This window comes from Paenibacillus psychroresistens (assembly GCF_009728935.1).
GTDB lineage: Bacteria > Bacillota > Bacilli > Paenibacillales > NBRC-103111 > Paenibacillus_AC > Paenibacillus_AC psychroresistens.
This window is the reverse complement of sequence record NZ_CP034235.1, coordinates 7068331-7088216: the sequence shown is the minus strand read 5'-3', so window position 1 is coordinate 7088216 and position 19886 is coordinate 7068331. Positions and strand designations below refer to the sequence as shown.

Genomic DNA, 19886 nt, shown 5'->3' with positions numbered 1-19886 from the left:
TATCGTGATATAGGGGTGGAATAATGAAGGCGATCACAATTCTGATAGCGGATGATGAGGTAGAGATTGCCGATTTGATCGAGCTGCATTTAGAAAAAGAGGGCTACAGCTGCATTAAAGTATACGATGGGCAAGAAGCTGTATCTGCTTTTCAGACGAACTCGATTGACTTGGCGATTCTAGATATTATGATGCCGAAGCTGGATGGATACGAAGTTACAAGGCAAATAAGAGCACAGCATCATCTGCCTATTATATTCCTCAGCGCCAAAACGACTGATCTTGATAAGATTACAGGACTGGTAAGCGGAGCCGATGATTATATGACTAAACCGTTCAATCCGATGGAGCTGGTTGCTCGTGTGAATGCTCAACTGAGACGTTCCTCGTTGTTTAATCAAACTGCACAAACGAACAAGCTTGCTTTAGAGGCAGGCGGATTGATCATCTATCCCGAAGAACACACTGTGTTTCTATATGGCAAGCCTATTGAACTAACTCCAAAAGAGTTTGATATTTTGTATCTGCTAGCCAGTTATCCCAAGAAAGTGTATAGTGCGGAAAACATCTTTCAGCAGGTGTGGGGTGATGCATACTATGAAGGCAGCAATACGGTCATGGTTCATATACGCACCTTGCGCAAAAAACTTGGAGAAGATATTCATCAAAACAAACTGATCAAAACTGTTTGGGGAGTGGGATATACATTCAATGGCTAAAATCAGTCGAAGCTTTCGCTTTAAAATGGTTGAGCTCTTTGGAATAAGCATGCTTTTTTCTGCTGCCATTACCTATTTGCTCTATAAAGCTCTCCAACTCTATTATTCTACAACCAAGTGGGGAAATCCACTGACTAAAATTCGTTTTTTCATAAGAGATATAGGGGATGTTAACTTCTTTTTGCTTATTTTCATTCCTCTATCGTTGTTATTATTCTATCTCATCACCAAACGTTATGCAGCTTATTTTAAAGAAATATCCAGCGGGATTAATTTACTGGCAAATGGAGATTTCAACAACCGTATCCGTATACAATCAGAAGATGAAATCGGAGATATTGCGAGAGACATTAATTTGGCAAGTGAAAAATTGCAGCAGGCTTTAGATAGAGGCGATTTTGCAGAAAACAGCAAGGAGCAATTGGTCTTAAATTTGGCGCATGATTTGCGTACACCACTGACTTCTGTTTTAGGTTATTTGGATTTTATTCTTCGGGACAATCAATTGACTAGTGAGCAAATCCAGCACTATACGAGCATTGCCTATACCAAATCACAGCGTTTAGAAAAGCTTATTGACGAGCTATTCGAAATTACGCGTATGAACTACGGCAAGCTTACCTTTGAAAAAAAGCCAATTGATTTGAGTGAGCTCCTCATCCAATTGAACGAAGAATTGTATCCTGTTTTTGAGAAAAACAACCTAGGTACTCGATTATATATGACTCCACATCTAACTATTTGGGGGGACGGAGAATTGTTGGCACGTGTTTTTGAAAATCTGCTGACGAACGCCATTCGCTATGGAAAAGATGGCCAGTTTATCGATATTCATTGCAGTCTTGATGCAAATGATGTGGTGATTCAAGTGGTGAATTATGGAGATTGCATCCCGCAAGAAGAACTGCCGCATATTTTTGAAATGTTTTATACGGGTGATCAAGCGCGAACTCATCGCGAAGGCAGCACTGGACTTGGTTTGTCCATTGCCAAGAATATTGTTGCGCAGCATCAAGGCACGATTTCCGCCCAAAGCAGCTTAATTCGTACGCTTTTTGAAGTGCGTTTCCCGCAAAAATTTGTACCCGAAGAAAACGTTTAGCTACTGTTCCATTCATTTTATGAAAACTTTATATTTACCCTACTTTTTCTTTTATCAGACTCCCCTATTCTAAATATAGGAATGGGAGGAGGAGCTGGAAATGAAGAAGTGGGGTTTTTGGCATAACTTCATCACGAAGAAGACAATAAAAAAATGGCTTCGTACGGATTCAGCAGCAGCATGGCTATTTCTCGCACCAAGCGTTATCGGTTTCGCGCTGTTTTATCTTATCCCGTTTGCCATTGGAGTGTTCTATTCTTTTATAGATAGTACGGTAGACAGTCATTTTGTGGGATTGGATAACTACCGCGAGCTGCTTGCGAGTGGTTCCTTTCGAAAGGCGGCATCCAATACGTTTTATTTTAGTGCGATTAGTGTTCCGCTAATCCTTGTGCTTTCACTAGCTTTGGCGATGCTGCTGAACAAAAATATTTACCTGCGCAAATGGCTGCGGACTGCCTATGTGCTGCCGCTTGTTGTTCCAGTCGCCTCGATTATTCTGATCTGGCAGATGCTTTTTGATTGGAACGGTTCGCTAAACTTCTGGCTGAGCGGCTTCGGATTAGCGCGAGTAGATTGGATGAAGACCGATGCGGCGCGAAATGTAATCATTGTCGTTTATTTATGGAAGAACATTGGCTATAACGTAATTTTATTCTTGGCAGGACTGCAGCAAATCCCTAAGGATTATTACGAAACCGCGCAAATTGAAGGGGCGGGGCGTTTACGGCAGTTTAGCAGTATTACGCTAGTTTATCTAACCTCGACGATGTTTTTTGTAGTCATAATGTCGATCCTTAATTCGTTTAAAGTATTTCGCGAAACGTATTTGATCGCAGGCGATTATCCGCACGACAGTATATACATGATGCAGCACTATATGAACAATATGTTCGTGGCGTTGGATATTCAGAAGCTGACTGCGGCGGCGAACTTGATGGTCGGCTGCATACTGTTGATCGTCCTTGGATTGTTTGCAATTGAGCGGCGGTATCGGCAGTTCATGGAATAGGGGGAAGGAAAATTGTGCTAGTTGCCAAAATATTGCAGAAGGGTGCGTTAACGCTCGTTATGGGAGTCATAGCCGTGATGTTAGTATTCCCGATTGTTATTACTTTCACAAATTCGCTTATGACAGATCAGGAAATCGACCTTAACTACGGACCTATAGGACAGATGGACAAAGCGGTTGCCGGGAGAGCAAGCCCTTTCGTGAATCTTAAGCTGCTGCCAGATCAAGTGACCTTGGAGCAGTATGGCAATGTGTTGCTGGACAGTCCTAGATTTCTTATCATGTTCTGGAATTCGGTAAAACTGGTGGTGCCGATTATTGCAGGACAAACCTTAGTAGCAGCACTAGCCGCCTACGCATTCTCCAAGCTGCAGTTTCGCGGACGCGAGCAATTGTTTCTCGTCTATGTTTTGACAATGCTCATGCCATTTCAAGTGACTCTAGTTCCGAATTATATTATGGCGGCTAAGCTTGGTTTGTTGAATAGTAATGGTGCGATTATATTACCCGGTATTTTCGCAGCCTTCGGTGTATTTATGCTCAGACAATTCATGCAAGATATTCCTTATGCTTACATAGAAGCGGCCAAGATGGATGGAGCTAGTCATTTGCGAATTTTCTATAAAATCATTATTCCAATGATCAAGCCAGGGCTGGCTGCACTTGTTATCCTGCTGTTCGTCGATTATTGGAACATGGTAGAGCAGCCGCTTATATTCTTGGACGATCCGTTCAAGCAGCCGTTGTCGATTTATTTATCCAGGATTAATGGAGGAGGAATTGCTTCCGCCGCATCGATGCTTTATATGGCTCCAATGGTGCTGCTGTTTCTATATGCGGAAACGTATTTCATTGAAGGCATTCAATTGTCTGGCATCAAAGGGTAATTTTGGGGGAAAGGAGAACGACGGAATATGGAGCTGGAAAAAGAGCGGAGTGATCGCAAACGCAAAAGAATCATTCTAGTGGTGTTCATTGTTTTTATTGGATTGCTATTATTTTTTACGTTGTTCAGCAACACACTGCAATCATTGAAATTGCCGAAAGTGATAACCGAAAAGCCGGTAAAAGGGAGTCTTTTATTTACGATTGAAGACAGTGGTATATTACAGCCGCTAGCCGAAGCGAAATTATCAAATCCTGCTGGCTGGAAGGTAAAGCAGCTGCTCGTGAAAGACGGAGATCATGTGAAGATGGGGCAAAAGCTAGTCACTTATGACAGCAAGACTGCCGAACGAGAAGTGGCGGATGAGGTGACCAGCTTGGACAAGCAGAAAATGGAGCTGCAGAATATTCAAGATCAGTTTATTCAGTCAACTAAGGAAGGCGACGAGCTCCAAATTCGGACTGTAAGACGCGATATTGAGATACGTAAACTTGATCTGGGTACGCAAGAGCGGAAAATTAATGAGTTAAAGGATCGTCTGGCCAGCCAACAGGAGATAATGGCTCCTTTTGACGGTGTGATTACTCAATTGAATGGCGTAGAAGGGTTACCATCTACGGGTGAACCGGATGTTATTATCTCGAACAGCAGATTGGGTTATCGGTTGGATATTTCTGCGGATTCAACGTTCTTATCTAGCTTAGCGATTTCAATGGGAGAAAAAATAGACGTTGAAGTAAAGGCAGTCCAAGATCAACAATCCCGTATGATCGAAGGCACGATAGAAGAAATTGGAAATGCAGAATCACGATCCGAGAGCTCAACTGAAGATGAAGCGAGCACGCCTCAAACGATCCCGCAGAAGACTCTTCGCATAAAGGTCGTTGATTCTGAGCTGAAGGGAGGTGAGCAGGCAGAGATCAAACTCGAGAAACACTCGCACCAAGAGGGATTGGTTATCTCCAATGAGGCTATTCATCAAGACCATGACGGGATGTTTGTTTATAAAATTGAAGTGCAGAGGGGTGCACTAGGCAATGTCTCTGTTGTCCGTAAAGTCCAAATCCAATCCAGTGAAACTAATGGCAAAGAAACCATGATTCAAGCGGATAGCCTCTATGAGGACGACCTTATTATTCTCGAAAGCAGTGAGCCTATACAAGATGGAGATCGTGTTCGTCTGTAATAATTAAGCATTTATTTAATAAAAACTTGGAGGAATTCATACTATGAAAAAGTGGTTAGGTATGATATTGATTGGTACTTTATTGACGGCGATGACTGCATGCGGCGGTTCTGGAGGCAGCGCGGAACCGGCTAGTACGGAGAAAGTAGTAATTAAAGAAGGTAAAAAGGTCGTTACTTTGGCTATTCAAAAGCTGCATGCTTTGGATAAATCGAGCGCATTTTACCAGACGGCAGAGAAAAAGTTTGAAGAAAAGTATCCCGACATTGATTTGCAGATTCAGATTACAGAGGATTATGAAAAATACCAAAAAACGACGAATGCAGCACTGCTATCAGGGAAAGGTCCGGATATCTTCGAAATAAGCAGCTTGCCTATCGATGATTATGTGAGCAAAAAGCTTATCCTGAACATGAATGAGTCCATCGAGCAAGACAAAACGCTGAATAAAAGCGATTTGCAAATGAATATTTTGGATGTAATGAAGCAGAATGGCGGTCTGTATGTCATGCCTTTAGGGTTCTCCCTTCGGGGGTTCGTTGGCGATGGCGACATTCTTAAGAACGCGAATGTCGACGATAAGAATTGGAACTGGAAAGAGTTTGCAGAGATTTCGAAGAAACTGGGGGATAGCGGCACGGAACGCCGCTACGCTTTAGCGAATGACCCGCCGGAGCTTCTCCTCCAAGAAATGATTGTGGATAATTATGCAGAATTCGTTGATCATACAACGAAAAAGGCAAAGTTCGATTCTCCCTTATTCCTGGAAGCGATGCAGCAAATTAAAAAAATGTATGATGATCATGTCATGACTTCTGAACCAGCGGATGTAGGTAAGCAAATGTTCTATTCTATCCGTTTGCAATCGCCTGCAGATTTTATAAATGCTTCACATATGTATTTCTCAAATCCAAAGCTGCTGCAAAAACCAGAACAAAAAGGTGGGGCGAGGATTATACCTGTCTCCCAGCTCGCTATTAATACCAACTCTCCAGTTAAAGTGGCGGCTTGGGAATTTATTGCTTACTTGTTATCGGCTGATGGCCAATCCTTGCAAGATAGAGAAGGATTTTCATTGCTTAAATCTGTGAACGAGAAGCAGCTAAACGACATTCAGGAAAAAGTTAAAAGTGGTACGTTCAAGCTTTCAAATGGGAAAGTACCCAAGGTATCGGATGAAGAATTTATGCAGTTTAAACAGCTCATTAGCACTGCGGATAACTATTCAGATGTGAACGGTAGTCTAATTTCTATTATTGGTGATGAACCCAGAGCATTCTTTAGCGAACAAAAGTCTGCAGAGGAAGTAGCCAAGCTGATCCAGAACAAGGTGACAACCATTTTAAACGAGTAGCCAACATTGAAGCTGAAGCAGCGCACCTCTTGCGCTGTTTTTTTGCGAATCTAACTGGAATCCCTCCCGTTAATATCCATTATTCGGGCAAATTCAGTGAATAACTGGAAAAGCTCCATGTAAAAAAGTACCTTTAGCTGTTTCAAGGCTATTTTCGCTGAATTATCAGGAGGAAATCCATCTAAATCGTAAAAACCTATCTGAATCCATTTATTAACGGGAGAAAATCCATATAACTCATCTGAGTGGTAGGAGTCGCTTATAGCATGTATCTCAATATTCTACTATTATAGAGTGAATAGCTGTAAACATATTTACTCAAAAAGGAAGTTATTTCAGAAGGGATTACGGGCTAATGGGCAGAACTAAAATAGAAGTGTATTGGGGGACCTGGGTACATCTGATTTTCCAGAACAGGCCGCTCTATCTAGCCGCTACAAAGCAAGGCTTATGCTTAATCACCCTGCCGAACGAATCATTCGAAACGCTGAGAACATGGGTCGATAAAAAAATACCCAACGCAAACCTGATCCAAAACCCTAATCTGCTATCGGAATATATTTACCAGCTGCAGGAGTATTTTGAGGGAACACGCAAAGAGTTCACTTTCCCGATTGATTTTCGAGGAACAGCATTTCAAATTTCTGTCTGGGAAGCACTAACCCGTGTCCCCTACGGCCAAACTCGGAGTTATTCGGAGCTTGCGGAAGCTTTGGGCAGTCCTAAGGCGATCCGAGCTGTAGGAGCAGCGAATGGCGCTAATCCCATACCCATCGTAGTTCCATGCCATCGTGTCATCGGCAAGAATGCAGCACTTACCGGATTCCGAGGCCGTCTGCAGATGAAAGAAGAGTTGCTTCAAATGGAAGGGTTTAATGACTTTACTAAAAAAGGGCATACACGCTTTCTGTTTTAATTAATAATCGGGTATGAATTGTACGGGGGGATAAGAAATGGAAGTTGGCTTGAGGGAACAGTGGATTGAAGAAGCTTGGGGTAAAGTTGTTGCCAAAGTAGAGAAATCAAGCAAGCGAATTGGAGCCACTTTCCCCTATGCTTCTCTGAACGGAAAGTATATTGCGGAATCGGCAGATTGGTGGACATCAGGATTCTGGCCCGGACTGCTCTGGCTTATTTATAGAGAGAATGGCAATGAAGATTTGCTTAAGATCGCTGTATCCTGTGAAGATCAGATGGACGAGCCTTTATTAGAATATGAAAAGCTGCATCATGATGTCGGCTTCATGTGGAGCTTATCTTCGGTAGCCCAATATAAGCTTGTTGGCACAGAGATGTCGAAACGACGTGGGCTGATGGCAGCTAGTCATCTTGCTGGACGATATAATGCCAAGGGACAGTTTATTCGAGCATGGAATGGTGAGAACCAGCAAGGCTGGGCGATTATCGATTGCCTGCTCAATTTGCCATTGCTTTATTGGGCAAGTGAAACGACCAACGACCCGCGCTTCCGCCATATCGCTGTTGCTCATGCGGACACCGTTCTGCGTGAATTTATTCGCCTAGACGGTTCTTCCCATCATATTGTATGTTTTGATCCTGAAACTGGAGAAAGAATCGAAGACAGAGGAGGGCAAGGTTTTTCCCCAGATTCGGCATGGTCACGCGGTACGGCTTGGGCGTTGTATGGGATGGCGTTAAGCTACCGATATACCGGTCATGTTAGATTCTTGAATGCGGCAAAACATGTTGCCGATTTCTTCATAGCGAATATGCCCGCGGATCGTGCGCCATACTGGGACTTTCGTGCCCCAGAGGAGGAAGAGTTGGCATACGATACGTCAGCAGCTGCTTGTGCAGCAAGCGGATTGTTGGAAATCAGCCGATTTGTCCCTAAGGATGAAGTTCAACAATACGAAGAAGCAGCGAAGCGAATTTTACGCATTTTAATTGAACATTATGCCTCATGGGATGATGATGAGGAAGGGATTATTACAAAAGCAACAGCCAATTTTCCGAAGAGAACCTTTGTGAATGTACCAATCATTTATGGTGACTATTTCTTTGCGGAAGCTATTACGAAGCTGCGTGGACGTACGGAGTTGTTCTGGTAATCAAAGGAAAATGTTTGAGCGCCAACAAAATTAATCTATGAATTTTGAAGGGGGAAGAATTCGATGAAACCGAATGTAAGTGCATTGGGAAACTGGTTGGCATCATGGTTACAAGAAGATGGGGCTATTCACGGCTTTCATAATCATTCGGTATGGGGCTCCAACCCATACCGGTGGGCTGATTTCACAAGTGGACACAGCACTTGGGCCAGTCCGTTAATGGCTGCTTTCTGCCGAATTGCTGCTGAACAAGGGGATCCAAGGCTTAAAGACCAAGTGCTGCAAATGATTCAGTTTCAAACGTCTCGGTTCCAAGAAGACGGGCAATACAAGCACATTGGTTTTCAGGTTGGTGAGATGTTAAATCAGGGATTAATACATAATATGATGCCAAACGTCGCTTTGGGGCTTACGGCGATAAACGGGCGTTCGTGGTTACCGGCTGAAGCGTTGGAAAGCATTCGAAAGGCAATGTTGCGCAATTTAAACGCTTGTGATGTGATTTATCCTTTCAAAGAAACGAGGAATATTAGCAATCAGGAGTACTGTCGTTTGTGGGGAAAGCTGCTATTTCAAGCGGCATTTCCAGATTCACCTTGGTCCGGCGACATCCAAAACAATTTGAACTTTATGATCGAGCATTATCATATCAGCGGAATTCCCGATCAAGATTGTGAAGCGACTTACCGATATTTGGGGGATGCAACGATTATTGAGCCTGCGGAATATTATGGGTTGATGATAGCCCCTTTGGTATTGGCTTACGAAATGTTTGGAGATCCCAAATACTTGCAGCATGCCGGTGCACTATGTCGTCATGTTGTTCGCTGTGCTTGGAACGATCATAGGGGGCAGAAACGATTTCATCGCATGTGGTTGCTCGCGGGGGCCGAGTGGAGAAAGATGAACGGTCCTATGCTTATCGCAGGAATGGGGATGTCGCTCTACGGCATTGAGTGCTATTTAGCACATTCAGAGGACGAGGAAATGGCTCGGTTTCTAGAAGAATGTGATGAGACCTATGCTTTTTATCAAACACCAAGAGGTTATTTCGCTTCAGCAACCGGCTGGCAGAATGAAGCGGATGTTGCCCCAAGCTCAGCTTGGCACACACATGATTTGTACTACTTATTACATCGTCATGGACTGGATGAGAACATGGCTGAAGGCCTTGAAAAGCCCAATCGTCGGATGTCCGTTCTGCTAGGTGATCAATGCATGTGGGTAGAGGATGACGAACATTGGGCAATTAATGATTATTATTGGCAAGATGTCTATAAGCTGATTGGCCGTAAGGATGAGGTTACTTTTGGACGCGATACTGGATGGGTGGGCGGAGAACGTAAGCTGCCAGAGCATTTTTTGTTTCCGACCCAGCCTGTATTCGTCAAAACGGATGAAGGCATTTATTTAAAAGCCGACTCTATCGTTGCTAGTAATATGGATGTTAGCAGTATCGCAACTGTGCCTTATCTGGGTTTGTGGGAATGAACCCAAGTGCAGATAAGTGGTTATAAATTCCGATTGCGATACAGCAAATAGATGAAGAAAGGTGCGCCGACTCCGGCGGTAAACACCCCGACCGGGATATCGTAAGGCAAGAAAGCCGTTCGCGCTACCGTGTCAGCGAGGATGACGATTAATCCGCCGATCAGAGCCGAAACAGGTAGAACACCGCCGAATGAAGGCCCTATGAGTTTCCGGGTCATATGAGGTGCGATAAGTCCGACGAACGAAATCGCCCCGCCAACGGATACGGCAGCTCCGGCCAAAGCAACACTGATCATGAGCAATGTGAACCGTTGTCGCTGGACGGCGCTTCCTGCGCCAGCTGCGATTTCGTCGCCGAGCTGAAGCACGTTCACGTTTCTGGCGAAGATGAAAGCGATTGGAATAAACACCGCTACCCAGGGTACAAGCATCCATACGATGCTCCAATCGGTGCCGTACACGGTGCCGGTAAGCCATACATAAGCTTGCGACGATGTATAAATCGGATTAGTAACAAGCATCACCTTGGTTAAAGATGCTAGCAGGAAGTTCATTCCGATCCCGATTAGCACGAGACGGATGGCTGTCACACCATTCTTCCAGGCAAGCATATAAATGACGATCGAAGTGATGCCAGCACCTACTATCGCGGCGACCGGCAGCCATACGATGCTTACCGTTCCTGATAAATAGCTGATGAAGGCGACCGCCGCGACGGAAGCGCCACTCGTGATGCCAATGATGTCCGGTGAAGCAAGCGGGTTGCGGATAATGCCCTGCAAGATGGCTCCGGCTACCGCGAGTGCGGCGCCAACGAGAAATGCAGCTATTATTCTCGGAAGGCGGATCGTCTGAACCACTAGCTTATGCTCTTCCGTACCACTCCCGAACATCGCCCTAATGACATCAAACGGATGAATCCGCATATCCCCGAGCCCAGCGCTCAGCAGAAATGCCGCAACACTGGCGATGATAAGCAAACATGTAATCATTAATGATTTCTTATGGAGCAAAAAAGAGATAGGGACTTTATCGAATCGAATTTGTGTGAGATTCTTCACTTATTAACGATCCCCTTTCTGGCGATCGCAATGAATGCCGGGATGCCGATGATCGCAGTCATGACGCCGACCGGAAGCTCAGATGGCCAAATGACAAAACGAGCAGCAACATCGGCTGCGAGAACGATAATGGCACCGATAATTGCGCTGTATGGAATGATCCAACGATAGTCATTGCCAGCAAACTGACGGGCGATTGTAGGTACGACCAATCCAATAAAACCTACAGGTCCTGCAACTGCAACAGAACTGCCAGCGAGTACGATAATAATTAGTCCGACAGCAAGCTTTACTAGCAGCGTCCGTTGCCCGAGCCCTTGCGCCGTATCTTCGCCTATCGTCAGTACATTCATATGCCTCGCGATCACAAACGCAGATAGCCAACCAGCCCCCATGATAGGCAATACGAATTTCAGCATCTCGAGCGATCTGCCCGCGACGGAACCGGTTAGCCAGAACATGACCTCCTCCAAGCCTTGCTCGTCCAGTACGAGCATCCCTTGCGTGAACGAAGAGAACAAGGCACTTATCGCGGCACCCGCTAGTATGATCTTCACTGGTGTCAAGCCGTCTCGCCCAAGGGATCCCAGCAAATAAACCGCAATCGCAGCGATTCCTGCACCAAAGAAAGAAACGCCTGTAAGAATCGGTAGTGAAGTTACAGACAGGGTAGTGACGAAGAGCACAACCATGAATGATGCGCCGAAGTTGATGCCGAGTATGTTGGGATCAGCAAGCGGGTTTCTCGTTAGCCCCTGGATCAACGATCCAGCAATGGCTAAGCTCGCTCCAATAACTGCTGCTGTTAACGCTCTCGGGAATCGCGATGTTTGCACGATAATGTGAGCGGTTGAAGTGCTGTCGTATTGTGTGAATGAATAGTAAACATCAGACCACTTGATAGAGGTGAAGCCGTAAGCCATACTGGCAAATATGCATGCAAGCATAACGATAATTCCAATAATAAGACCGACAGCCTTAGACAGGCTTCCGGTAAACAACCTTTCCATGATCGACGCTCCAGTCTCGTGACACATAAAAGAATGAGCCTGATAATACGGCCCATTCTAATATATCGCAATGTATACGAATTTTATAGATCGAAGTAGAAGTACAGGTCGTCAAGCACCATTTTTGCGGCTGTTGCCCCGCCGGATAAGTTCCATGTGATGTCGTTCACCTTATAATATTTACCGTTTTTGACGGCTTTGAGATTGGTCCATAGCGGACTCTTCTGCCATTCCTCTTGAGTCTTGAACTCGTCTCCACCTTGGTTGCTGGATGTAATGTCGAAGATGACATCGCCTTCAGCAAGCGGAATCTGCTCCTGTGAATCAAGATCGATGAAAACTTTTCCGGGAACTTGCTGTGCTGCCGGTCGGCTCAGACCAAGCTCAGCAAGAATGGAACCTGCGAAGCCAGTAATATAGATACGGGCTGAATTGTCGTCGAAGAAACGAACAAGCGATACTTCAGTATTGGCACGGCTGCCTATTTTGGCTTTAAAGTCAGCTACCCGTGTATTCCAATCGTTCATGAATGTTGTGGCTGTAGCTTCTTTATTGAATGCTTGCGCAGCTAAGTCCATATTCTGTTTCCATTCAAATAATTGTCCTACGAAGACAGTAGGGGCGATTGCGGAAAGCTGACTGTAAATTTTCTCGTGACGAGTTTTCGCTCCGATAATCAGATCCGGTTTCAAGGCAACGATCGCTTCGATGTTCGGCTGGAGCTCACTGCCAAGACTTTTAACACCGGCCATGTCCGCTCGAAGATAGTGATACCAAGGTGTTTGCACCCATGATTCTACAGCACCTACGGGTTTGACGCCTAAAGTCAACGTAATGTCGACCATGCCATTAACAAGGACAACGATGCGTTTCGGAACAGATGTGAGCGTCGTTACTCCCATGGCGTCGGTGATTGTGCGTTTTGTTTCAATACTGGCTGTTTTCGTGCTGTTGTTCCAGTTGACCCACAGGCCGAATGTTTCGCCTAGGAAGCGGAGTGGAACGAGAGTGCTGCCGTTTATCGCGACAACTTTGGTACCGAGAGTTACGGATTTACCATCTATAGTCGCTTGGTCGCTGCCCAGAGTCAATACTACATTCGTATTGCCCCTCTTCACAGTAACCTCTTTCGTTGTCGGTTCGTAGCTAACGGTGGCGTCAATTTTGGATGCTAACGCTTTGTAAGGAATCATCGTGAAGCCGTTGATTATTTGCGGTTGGACATCAAAACTGAGTTCTTGACCGTCTAGTACAACTTTGACAGGTGTTTCGGCTGCGATAGAAGCTATCGGAACGGAAACGACGGCTAGCAGGATAGATAGGGATAAGGCAATCGTGCGTATTTTTGACTTTAGCATGGGGAAATAAATCCACCTTTCAATTCTCTATTACAATAATGATTATCATTATCATTAAGAATGAATATAAAACGATTCTCTTACAGTTGTCAAGAATAATTTTCCAAAAAACCCTGCAAGTCCTTCATTAGCCGATTTTATCGGCCAGCTGGCGGAATGCTTGATATAGCTCGTAATCTAGCTGCAGCATCACCTTAGGGTCAATTATTTCACCGGATTGCAACTCGTTTAATAGAACTATTTTATCTTGCAGAAAGTCGACCATGTCCGGGTAGGAAGCTGCTACGTCAGCCTTCATCCCTTCCCAATTCTGCACGATTTGCAAGGAAACGCTTTTCATCTTCGTCGAATCGTTGGTTTCCGCAAGCTGCTTTAAGTCTTTAATAAGCGCTCGGATCTGTTCGATGGACTTTTTTAATTGATCGGCTTCCGGGGCTTTCTGAGTGGCTTGTTTCGTGCTTTTGTCCATAATCGAGCTTGTTACAGCTTTGCCTATGGATTCGTTACTCTTCTTAGCAGCCTGTATGGTTTGGGACTTGGTCGGTTTGATGGTTGGCGCACTCGTCTTCTCTGGTAATTTTTCCTCTATTTCCTTAATTTCCTCGATTTGTTGAGTTGGCGCTATACTCGCTGAATCAGCTTGAATATCCGTTTGCGGCTTTTCCGTTTGTAAGGGAGATTCATTTGGTATTTCACTTGGTTTAATCGTTTGTTCCTCTATCTTTGTATATCTAGTTGAAGACGGAGATGAGCTGCAGCCCGCCATTAGGCACAGTGCTACTGCGAATGCGATGATGAATAATCTTTTCATTGGGAGTCCTCCTCTATTTTTACTGCAAAAATACTTCTAAACGTGCTAGGCTATTCTATAGGAAAAGGAAATTATTATCAATCATTATTTTGATAATAAGAATCAGTCTCATTGACAATGTAGCTAAATTTAATTTAAAATGGCAATTAAAGGGGATGTTCGGTGTGAACGCATTGGAAACTCGTGACTTATCAATCGGCTACGGAAATCAATTTGTATTTCAAGATTTGCATCTGTCTATAGAGAAAGGCAAAGTCACAGCTTTTATCGGAAGCAACGGCTGTGGCAAATCGACGCTTCTGCGTACGATGGCGCGGTTACTTAAGCCACAGAAGGGTAACGTATTGCTAGAGGGACATAGTATTGCCTCGCTGCCTACTAAGGAAGTGGCGAAACGGATGGCGCTGCTGCCGCAAGGACCTACTGCACCAGAAGGATTGACTGTCCTTCAGCTTGTCAAACAAGGAAGGTATCCTTATCAAAGCTGGTTACAGCAATGGTCTAAAGAAGACGAACGCAATGTGCGTCAAGCCTTGGAGACGACAGGATTGACTGAGCTGTCGGAGCGGACAGTGGATTCGCTGTCTGGCGGGCAACGGCAGCGTGCATGGATTGCGATGGTATTGGCGCAAGGTACAGATATCGTACTGCTGGATGAACCTACAACTTATCTGGACCTGGCACACCAAATCGAGGCGCTCGATCTGTTATATTCCCTTAATGTAAGTGAGGGGCGCACGATTGTTATGGTCCTTCATGACATTAATCTCGCTTGTCGCTATGCACATCGTATTGTGGCTATCAAAGACCAAAAGGTTTATGCAGAAGGATCACCAGAGGAAGTTGTGACTGCTGATTTGATCGAAGCTGTTTTCAATATGAAATCGAATGTGATTAAGGATCCACTATACGGAACTCCGCTTTGTGTACCGCATGGCAAGGGAAGAATTATAACGTAAATAGGAAAAACGAGGGCATTTATGTTTAAACCACAAGAAATGGATCAATTAGTTAAAGATTATCGATTGACGCTAGAACCATCTCTAGAGCGAAGGTTCTCTATTTCTGCGATTGATTTATTGGACAAAGACAAGTGCCTGGATTATTTGGACAAGGTATCAAGCATATTCGAAGCATCAACAGAAGCTGCTACCGCATCGTTGTTTGCCAAAAGATACAGCTTTTTGACCATTGCTTCCAGCTTGTATGCGATGAGTTCGTTTAGCAAGGGGATGGATTATTCGATTGGGAATTGCCATATCGAATCCATTTATAAAGGCCAGGCTTGGCTACCGAAGGTACGTTTGAGCAATATGCAAGTCTCTCAGCCCGATGAAGGCAATCGGAATGAATGGCGAGATCAAGTCATTCGCAGTATCTTTGCCGAGAACATTGACAAGGCATGGCGATCCATTTCCAAGTCAGCCCATATATCAAAGGCTATTTTATGGGAAAATACGGCCATCTATGTGTATTGGCTGTATGAGAACACATTTAGAGAGGGAGCTAGCGACGATCAATTATTGCGTATTCAAAATGATTTTGAGTATCTAATTAATGATGCACCGGCTCATCTTTTTGGAGAAAAAACCAATCCGCTAGCCAAATTTAATACCCCAAAACAAGTAACCCTCGCCTCAGCTGAGCCAATCCGTATTCGTAAAACATGCTGCTATTACTACCAGGCATCAGATGAGCCTGAAGATTATTGCCCAACCTGCCCCAAAATAAAACATGAACCGGTTTCCATAGGATAGCTCATATGGATTTTAAAAAGCACTTTGTTTCCACTGGAAACGAAGTGCTTTTTTTCGATACACAATTATACAAAAATGAAAGTGTTTGACAGGATGCATCGCAATTTATTATGATATAACTCGTAATGATACTGAAAATCATTATCAATTAGACGGAAAGTGCAGATTATCCTGCTGTCGTCGGGAGGGGTGTTGTGAATTAGCATATGGTTAAAAATACGCATAATAAACTAATTCTAAACAAAGCGAGGGAAATGGGGATTGTTTGCAAACCGTTAATTCCAGGGTGTGAAGATTTTATAGAGCTATCGTATCAGGGTAAGAACATTATTATCAATAAGACAAGAACCCACAAAATGTCCTTAATGGCGGGTTTATTAGCCAAGAATAAAGATGCTTCCAATCTGCTGCTAAGAAGACGCGGATTGCCTGTGCCGGATTATATCGTGGTGTCCGAAACGAACGAAGAGGCGAAGCTTTTTTTAAAAGCATATGGGTTAGTGATTGTGAAGCCTTTGGATACAAGCCGCAGTCTTGGAGTTACCTTGGGCATCCGAAAAGAAGACGAATTAGTCCATGCCATTAAGACAGCGTGCCTTTATAGTGAAAAAGTAATGATTCAAAAATATGTCGAAGGCACTGACTATCGCGTGCTGGTAATAGCTGGAAAGGTAATAGGTGTCTTGGAATATCGACCGGCATTTATCGAAGGAGACGGACGCTCAACGATTGAGCAGCTGATTCACGAGCTGAATGTGGATCAATTGAGACGCAATAGCGTAGGAGAAACCGGATCATTCCAAACAATAAAGCTTGAGTCGCAGCATTTGCTCATGCACCTTAAGGGGCAAGGTAAAGCTGTTGCAGATATTCTGGAGCAAGGGAATCGGCTGGAGCTGTTCTCAACTGGTAATATTCTGGCGGACGAGATAAGTGAAATCGTGATGGATCAATCTGCCCTTATTTGTCGATTCAACGCGAATATTGCGATTGAAGCGGCAAACGCATTGAACATTGATGTTGCCGGTATCGATATACGTTGTAAAGATATAACTCTTCCGCTCGATGAGGCAAATGGGGCGATCCTTGAAGTAAACGCTTTGCCGGATATGATCGATCCGCACCTTTTCTTTCAAGGGTCTTCTCCTGATGTGTTCGAGATTTATTTGCAATACTTATTCGAAGAATAAAAAAGGAGTGTTCCACTATGATTTCCATAGAGACCGGGAATGAATATTTACAGCTGCAGAATGACTTGGAGTCCAATGCTAAATCTTATCCGGTTCGTTTCCCCCTTGTTATCCAGAAAGCAAAAGGCATGATCATAACGGATACAGAAGGAAAGCAGTATTATGATTGCCTGGCAGGTGCAGGTACATTAGCTCTCGGCCACAATCATGATGTCATCATTGCAGCAATAAGGGATGTTCTGGATAAGCAAATCCCGTTACATACATTGGACTTAGCAACACCACTAAAAATAGCTTTCATCCAGGAAATTTTCTCTATTTTACCTAAAGAGTTAAGAGGCCATGCCAAAATACAGTTTTGTGGACCGACTGGGGCGGATGGTGTGGAAGCAGCGATCAAGCTCGTTAAGAACGCAACCAAAGGCAAATCTATTCTGGCCTTTCATGGCGGCTACCACGGCTCGACGCAAGCAACAATGTCCATGAGCGGCAACCTGAGCAAGAAACAGCATCTGCAAAGCTTGCTGCCGGATGTTCACTTTTTGCCATTCCCCTATGAATATCGTTGCCCATTCGGTATAGGTGGAGGGATGACTGCCCAGATCAGTATTCAGTATATAGAGAATTTATTGGATGATTGTGAGAGCGGTATTGCGGCTCCTTGCGGTGTGATTATTGAAACTGTTCAAGGCGAAGGGGGAGCGATTCCGGCTGATATTGAATGGCTGCGAGAATTACGGCGCATCACGGCTGAGCGAGGAATTCCCTTAATTATAGACGAGGTCCAAACAGGCATCGGCAGAACTGGCAAAATGTTTTCCTTCGAGCATGCCGGGATCATTCCGGATGTGATTATTTGTTCGAAAGCGATTGGGGGCAGCTTGCCTATGTCGGTTATGATTTATAAAGAAGAATTGGATCTATGGAAACCAGGCGCACATACAGGTACATTCCGCGGTAATCAGCTGGGCATGGCGACAGGGCTTGCGACATTGAAATTTATTAAGGAAAACAATGTGCTGGATAATGTCAAAGAACGTTCTGATCAATTATTTGAAGTGCTTAATCGCTTGAAGGAGAAACACGAAGAGATCGGTGATGTTCGCGGAAGAGGCTTGATGATTGGAGTCGAAATTGTAGATCCGCAAGGCAACAAAGACCGCCTTGAGCATTATCCACCAAATGGAGAATTGGCAACGAAAATTCAGGATAGGTGCTTTCAGAACGGTCTCATTATCGAAGTCGGAGGGCGCCGCTCGGCCGTACTGCGTTTCTTGCCGCCATTGACGATTACAGCAGATGAAACAACGAAAGTTTTAGCTATTTTTGAGCAATCTGTTGTTGAAGCTATTGAAGCATTGCGATATAAATGGTAATCGTATCCGGCCTTAAGAAGCATTCTGTTTTACTTGCCGTCCTTCTCGGCGCATTTTCACTGGTTTTGACGAATAGCGCTTTTAATATTTTGCTGCCGAGCTTCGTTGAAATGTATGGGATACCCACTGCATTTAGCAGCTGGATTATCATCCTGTATATTCTGGCGATGACGATTACAATGCCGCTGACTTCGCTTGTGGTCGATCGTTTAGGCAGGAAAAAAACCTATATTGCTGGCATTGGTTTATATGGCTTGTTTTCAATATTAGGCGGCTTGTTCAGCCAGTATATCGAAATCGTGTTATTGGTGCGGGTGATGCATGGTATCGCGGCTGGATTGATGATTCCTTTGTCATTGGTGCTGCTGTTCGATTATTACGGCAAAGAAGTGCGGGGAAGAGTGGTTGGCGCATGGGGAATTCTGTTGATGATCGCTCCAGCTATCGGCCCAACACTCGGAGGCGCGATTATTCAGTTCGGAGAGCTGAAATATCTATTTTGGATCAATGTTCCTTTTGCACTTTTTTCATTCCTGTTATGCTGTACGCAAATTAAACAATACCCGCCGGTCCGCAGAAAAACTCTGCATCTGCAAGGAATTACTTTGATGGTTCTAGGCATTGCATCGCTAAGTTTGGGGATACAAATGTTCTCAAATCCAACTGTTCCCAGCTGGATACCTTATGTACTCCTTATATTGGGGGCAGCAACACTAGTTAGCTTTATTCGTAAAGAGAATGTCAAGGAAGAACCTTTAATTCGGTACAGCTTATTGAAGCGCAATCCCGTGTATACAGTAGCGCTGCTGATTTCTGCGATCCAGGATGCCGTGATGTTTGGCGTGATTTTCGTACTTCCGTTAATCTTTCAAGAGGTGCTTCATTTATCGCCTTCAATGACCGGTGCCATGTTTATTCCAACAGCTCTATTTACGAGTTTATTCGTTTGGGTTGGCGGCAGCTTGGTTGATTCAGGCAAGTCTCTGAAATTTATCGCTTATGGCATTGGGTGCATAGCGGTTTCGGTATTGGCATTTGCATTTGTCCCACAAGGAGTTTCATTCATTGTTCTGCTCCTTCTTATGTCATTGAGAGGAATCGGCAATGGTTTGTCCGATATGACGGTGACAGCAATTGGGCTAAATTCGTTGCAGGAAGAAGATTTACATGAGGGGTCGGCGTTATCGAATACGATACAACGGCTGACCTCGTCATTCGCCATCATGTTATTAGGCTTGTATTATGACGTTCGCTGGCAAATGGTCGTGCAATCGGGAGAGCTCGCCGAGCATGCGAAATGGACGATACTAAAAGAAGAATGCATCATTCTAGGAGTTTTAATGATACTTACCTTGCCGCTTGTGTCACTTCTAAACAGGAAGAGAGAGGATATCGTTGTTGCAAACGGAAAAAACACAGTGGCTTAAGAGTCAGTCGCAAGCCAATAGGCATACATGCAAGACCTTATTAAATTGTTATATCAGAGAGTTTTGTTGTGAGA

At 44.4% G+C, this 19886-nt stretch carries 18 protein-coding genes; 14 read left to right on the top strand and 4 right to left on the bottom strand.

Translation table 11 applies throughout. From position 1 onward, the window contains the following. Nucleotides 1-23 precede the first annotated feature (23 nt). From EHS13_RS31890 to EHS13_RS31850, 9 genes are all read left to right on the top strand, one after another. Entirely contained in the window at nucleotides 24-719 is a 696-nt protein-coding gene (locus EHS13_RS31890; protein WP_155704235.1) for a response regulator transcription factor, read from the top strand. Beyond that, nucleotides 712-1821, top strand: a complete 1110-nt coding sequence (locus tag EHS13_RS31885; protein WP_155704234.1) for a sensor histidine kinase — start codon at nucleotides 712-714, stop codon at nucleotides 1819-1821. The genes EHS13_RS31890 and EHS13_RS31885 overlap by 8 nt, the downstream gene beginning before the upstream one ends. A 100-nt stretch (nucleotides 1822-1921) precedes the next feature. Beyond that, entirely contained in the window at nucleotides 1922-2833 is a 912-nt protein-coding gene (locus tag EHS13_RS31880) for a carbohydrate ABC transporter permease (RefSeq protein WP_193571461.1), read from the top strand. A gap of 59 nt (nucleotides 2834-2892) precedes the next feature. Further along, the gene (locus EHS13_RS31875) at nucleotides 2893-3720 is read left to right on the top strand and encodes a carbohydrate ABC transporter permease (protein ID WP_193571566.1); all 828 of its coding nucleotides are present in this window, start codon (nucleotides 2893-2895) and stop codon (nucleotides 3718-3720) included. Nucleotides 3721-3747: 27 nt separating this feature from the next. Then, on the top strand, nucleotides 3748-4905 hold the full coding sequence (locus EHS13_RS31870) for an efflux RND transporter periplasmic adaptor subunit (RefSeq protein WP_155704232.1): 1158 nt from the start codon (nucleotides 3748-3750) through the stop codon (nucleotides 4903-4905). Between the two features lie 43 nt (nucleotides 4906-4948). Beyond that, nucleotides 4949-6259: an ABC transporter substrate-binding protein gene (locus tag EHS13_RS31865; RefSeq protein ID WP_155704231.1), complete on the top strand. Its 1311-nt coding sequence runs from the start codon at nucleotides 4949-4951 to the stop codon at nucleotides 6257-6259. 355 nt (nucleotides 6260-6614) lie between these two features. Then, complete coding sequence (locus EHS13_RS31860; RefSeq protein WP_155704230.1) at nucleotides 6615-7175, top strand: methylated-DNA--[protein]-cysteine S-methyltransferase; 561 nt, start codon at nucleotides 6615-6617, stop codon at nucleotides 7173-7175. A gap of 37 nt (nucleotides 7176-7212) precedes the next feature. After that, complete coding sequence (locus tag EHS13_RS31855) at nucleotides 7213-8331, top strand: glycoside hydrolase family 88 protein (protein ID WP_155704229.1); 1119 nt, start codon at nucleotides 7213-7215, stop codon at nucleotides 8329-8331. A gap of 63 nt (nucleotides 8332-8394) precedes the next feature. Then, nucleotides 8395-9822, top strand: coding sequence for a hypothetical protein (locus EHS13_RS31850; protein WP_155704228.1), 1428 nt, complete (start codon nucleotides 8395-8397; stop codon nucleotides 9820-9822). A gap of 20 nt (nucleotides 9823-9842) precedes the next feature. On the opposite strand, the gene EHS13_RS31845 is transcribed toward EHS13_RS31850, so the two are convergent. From EHS13_RS31845 to EHS13_RS31830, 4 genes are all read right to left on the bottom strand, one after another. Further along, nucleotides 9843-10883, bottom strand: a complete 1041-nt coding sequence (locus EHS13_RS31845; protein ID WP_227013631.1) for a FecCD family ABC transporter permease — start codon at nucleotides 10881-10883, stop codon at nucleotides 9843-9845. After that, complete coding sequence (locus EHS13_RS31840; protein WP_193571460.1) at nucleotides 10880-11893, bottom strand: FecCD family ABC transporter permease; 1014 nt, start codon at nucleotides 11891-11893, stop codon at nucleotides 10880-10882. The genes EHS13_RS31845 and EHS13_RS31840 overlap by 4 nt, the downstream gene beginning before the upstream one ends. Nucleotides 11894-11976: 83 nt before the next feature. Next, on the bottom strand, nucleotides 11977-13251 hold the full coding sequence (locus EHS13_RS31835; RefSeq protein WP_155704227.1) for a stalk domain-containing protein: 1275 nt from the start codon (nucleotides 13249-13251) through the stop codon (nucleotides 11977-11979). A gap of 127 nt (nucleotides 13252-13378) precedes the next feature. Beyond that, nucleotides 13379-14062 carry a hypothetical protein gene (locus EHS13_RS31830; RefSeq protein WP_155704226.1) on the bottom strand — a complete coding sequence of 228 codons (684 nt, stop codon included), beginning with the start codon at nucleotides 14060-14062 and terminating at the stop codon, nucleotides 13379-13381. Nucleotides 14063-14217: 155 nt separating this feature from the next. Between EHS13_RS31830 and EHS13_RS31825 the strand changes: the two genes are divergently transcribed. The 5 genes from EHS13_RS31825 (at nucleotide 14218) to EHS13_RS31805 (ending at nucleotide 19812) form a co-directional block, all read left to right on the top strand. Continuing rightward, nucleotides 14218-15021: an ABC transporter ATP-binding protein gene (locus EHS13_RS31825; RefSeq protein ID WP_155705594.1), complete on the top strand. Its 804-nt coding sequence runs from the start codon at nucleotides 14218-14220 to the stop codon at nucleotides 15019-15021. A gap of 21 nt (nucleotides 15022-15042) precedes the next feature. Next, nucleotides 15043-15819: a (2Fe-2S)-binding protein gene (locus EHS13_RS31820; protein ID WP_155704225.1), complete on the top strand. Its 777-nt coding sequence runs from the start codon at nucleotides 15043-15045 to the stop codon at nucleotides 15817-15819. Between the two features lie 206 nt (nucleotides 15820-16025). Further along, entirely contained in the window at nucleotides 16026-17009 is a 984-nt protein-coding gene (locus tag EHS13_RS31815; RefSeq protein WP_155704224.1) for an ATP-grasp domain-containing protein, read from the top strand. 17 nt (nucleotides 17010-17026) lie between these two features. Then, nucleotides 17027-18385, top strand: a complete 1359-nt coding sequence (locus EHS13_RS31810) for a diaminobutyrate--2-oxoglutarate transaminase (RefSeq protein WP_405083532.1) — start codon at nucleotides 17027-17029, stop codon at nucleotides 18383-18385. After that, entirely contained in the window at nucleotides 18379-19812 is a 1434-nt protein-coding gene (locus tag EHS13_RS31805) for an MFS transporter (protein WP_155704223.1), read from the top strand. The genes EHS13_RS31810 and EHS13_RS31805 overlap by 7 nt, the downstream gene beginning before the upstream one ends. The last annotated feature ends 74 nt before the right edge of the window (nucleotides 19813-19886 follow it).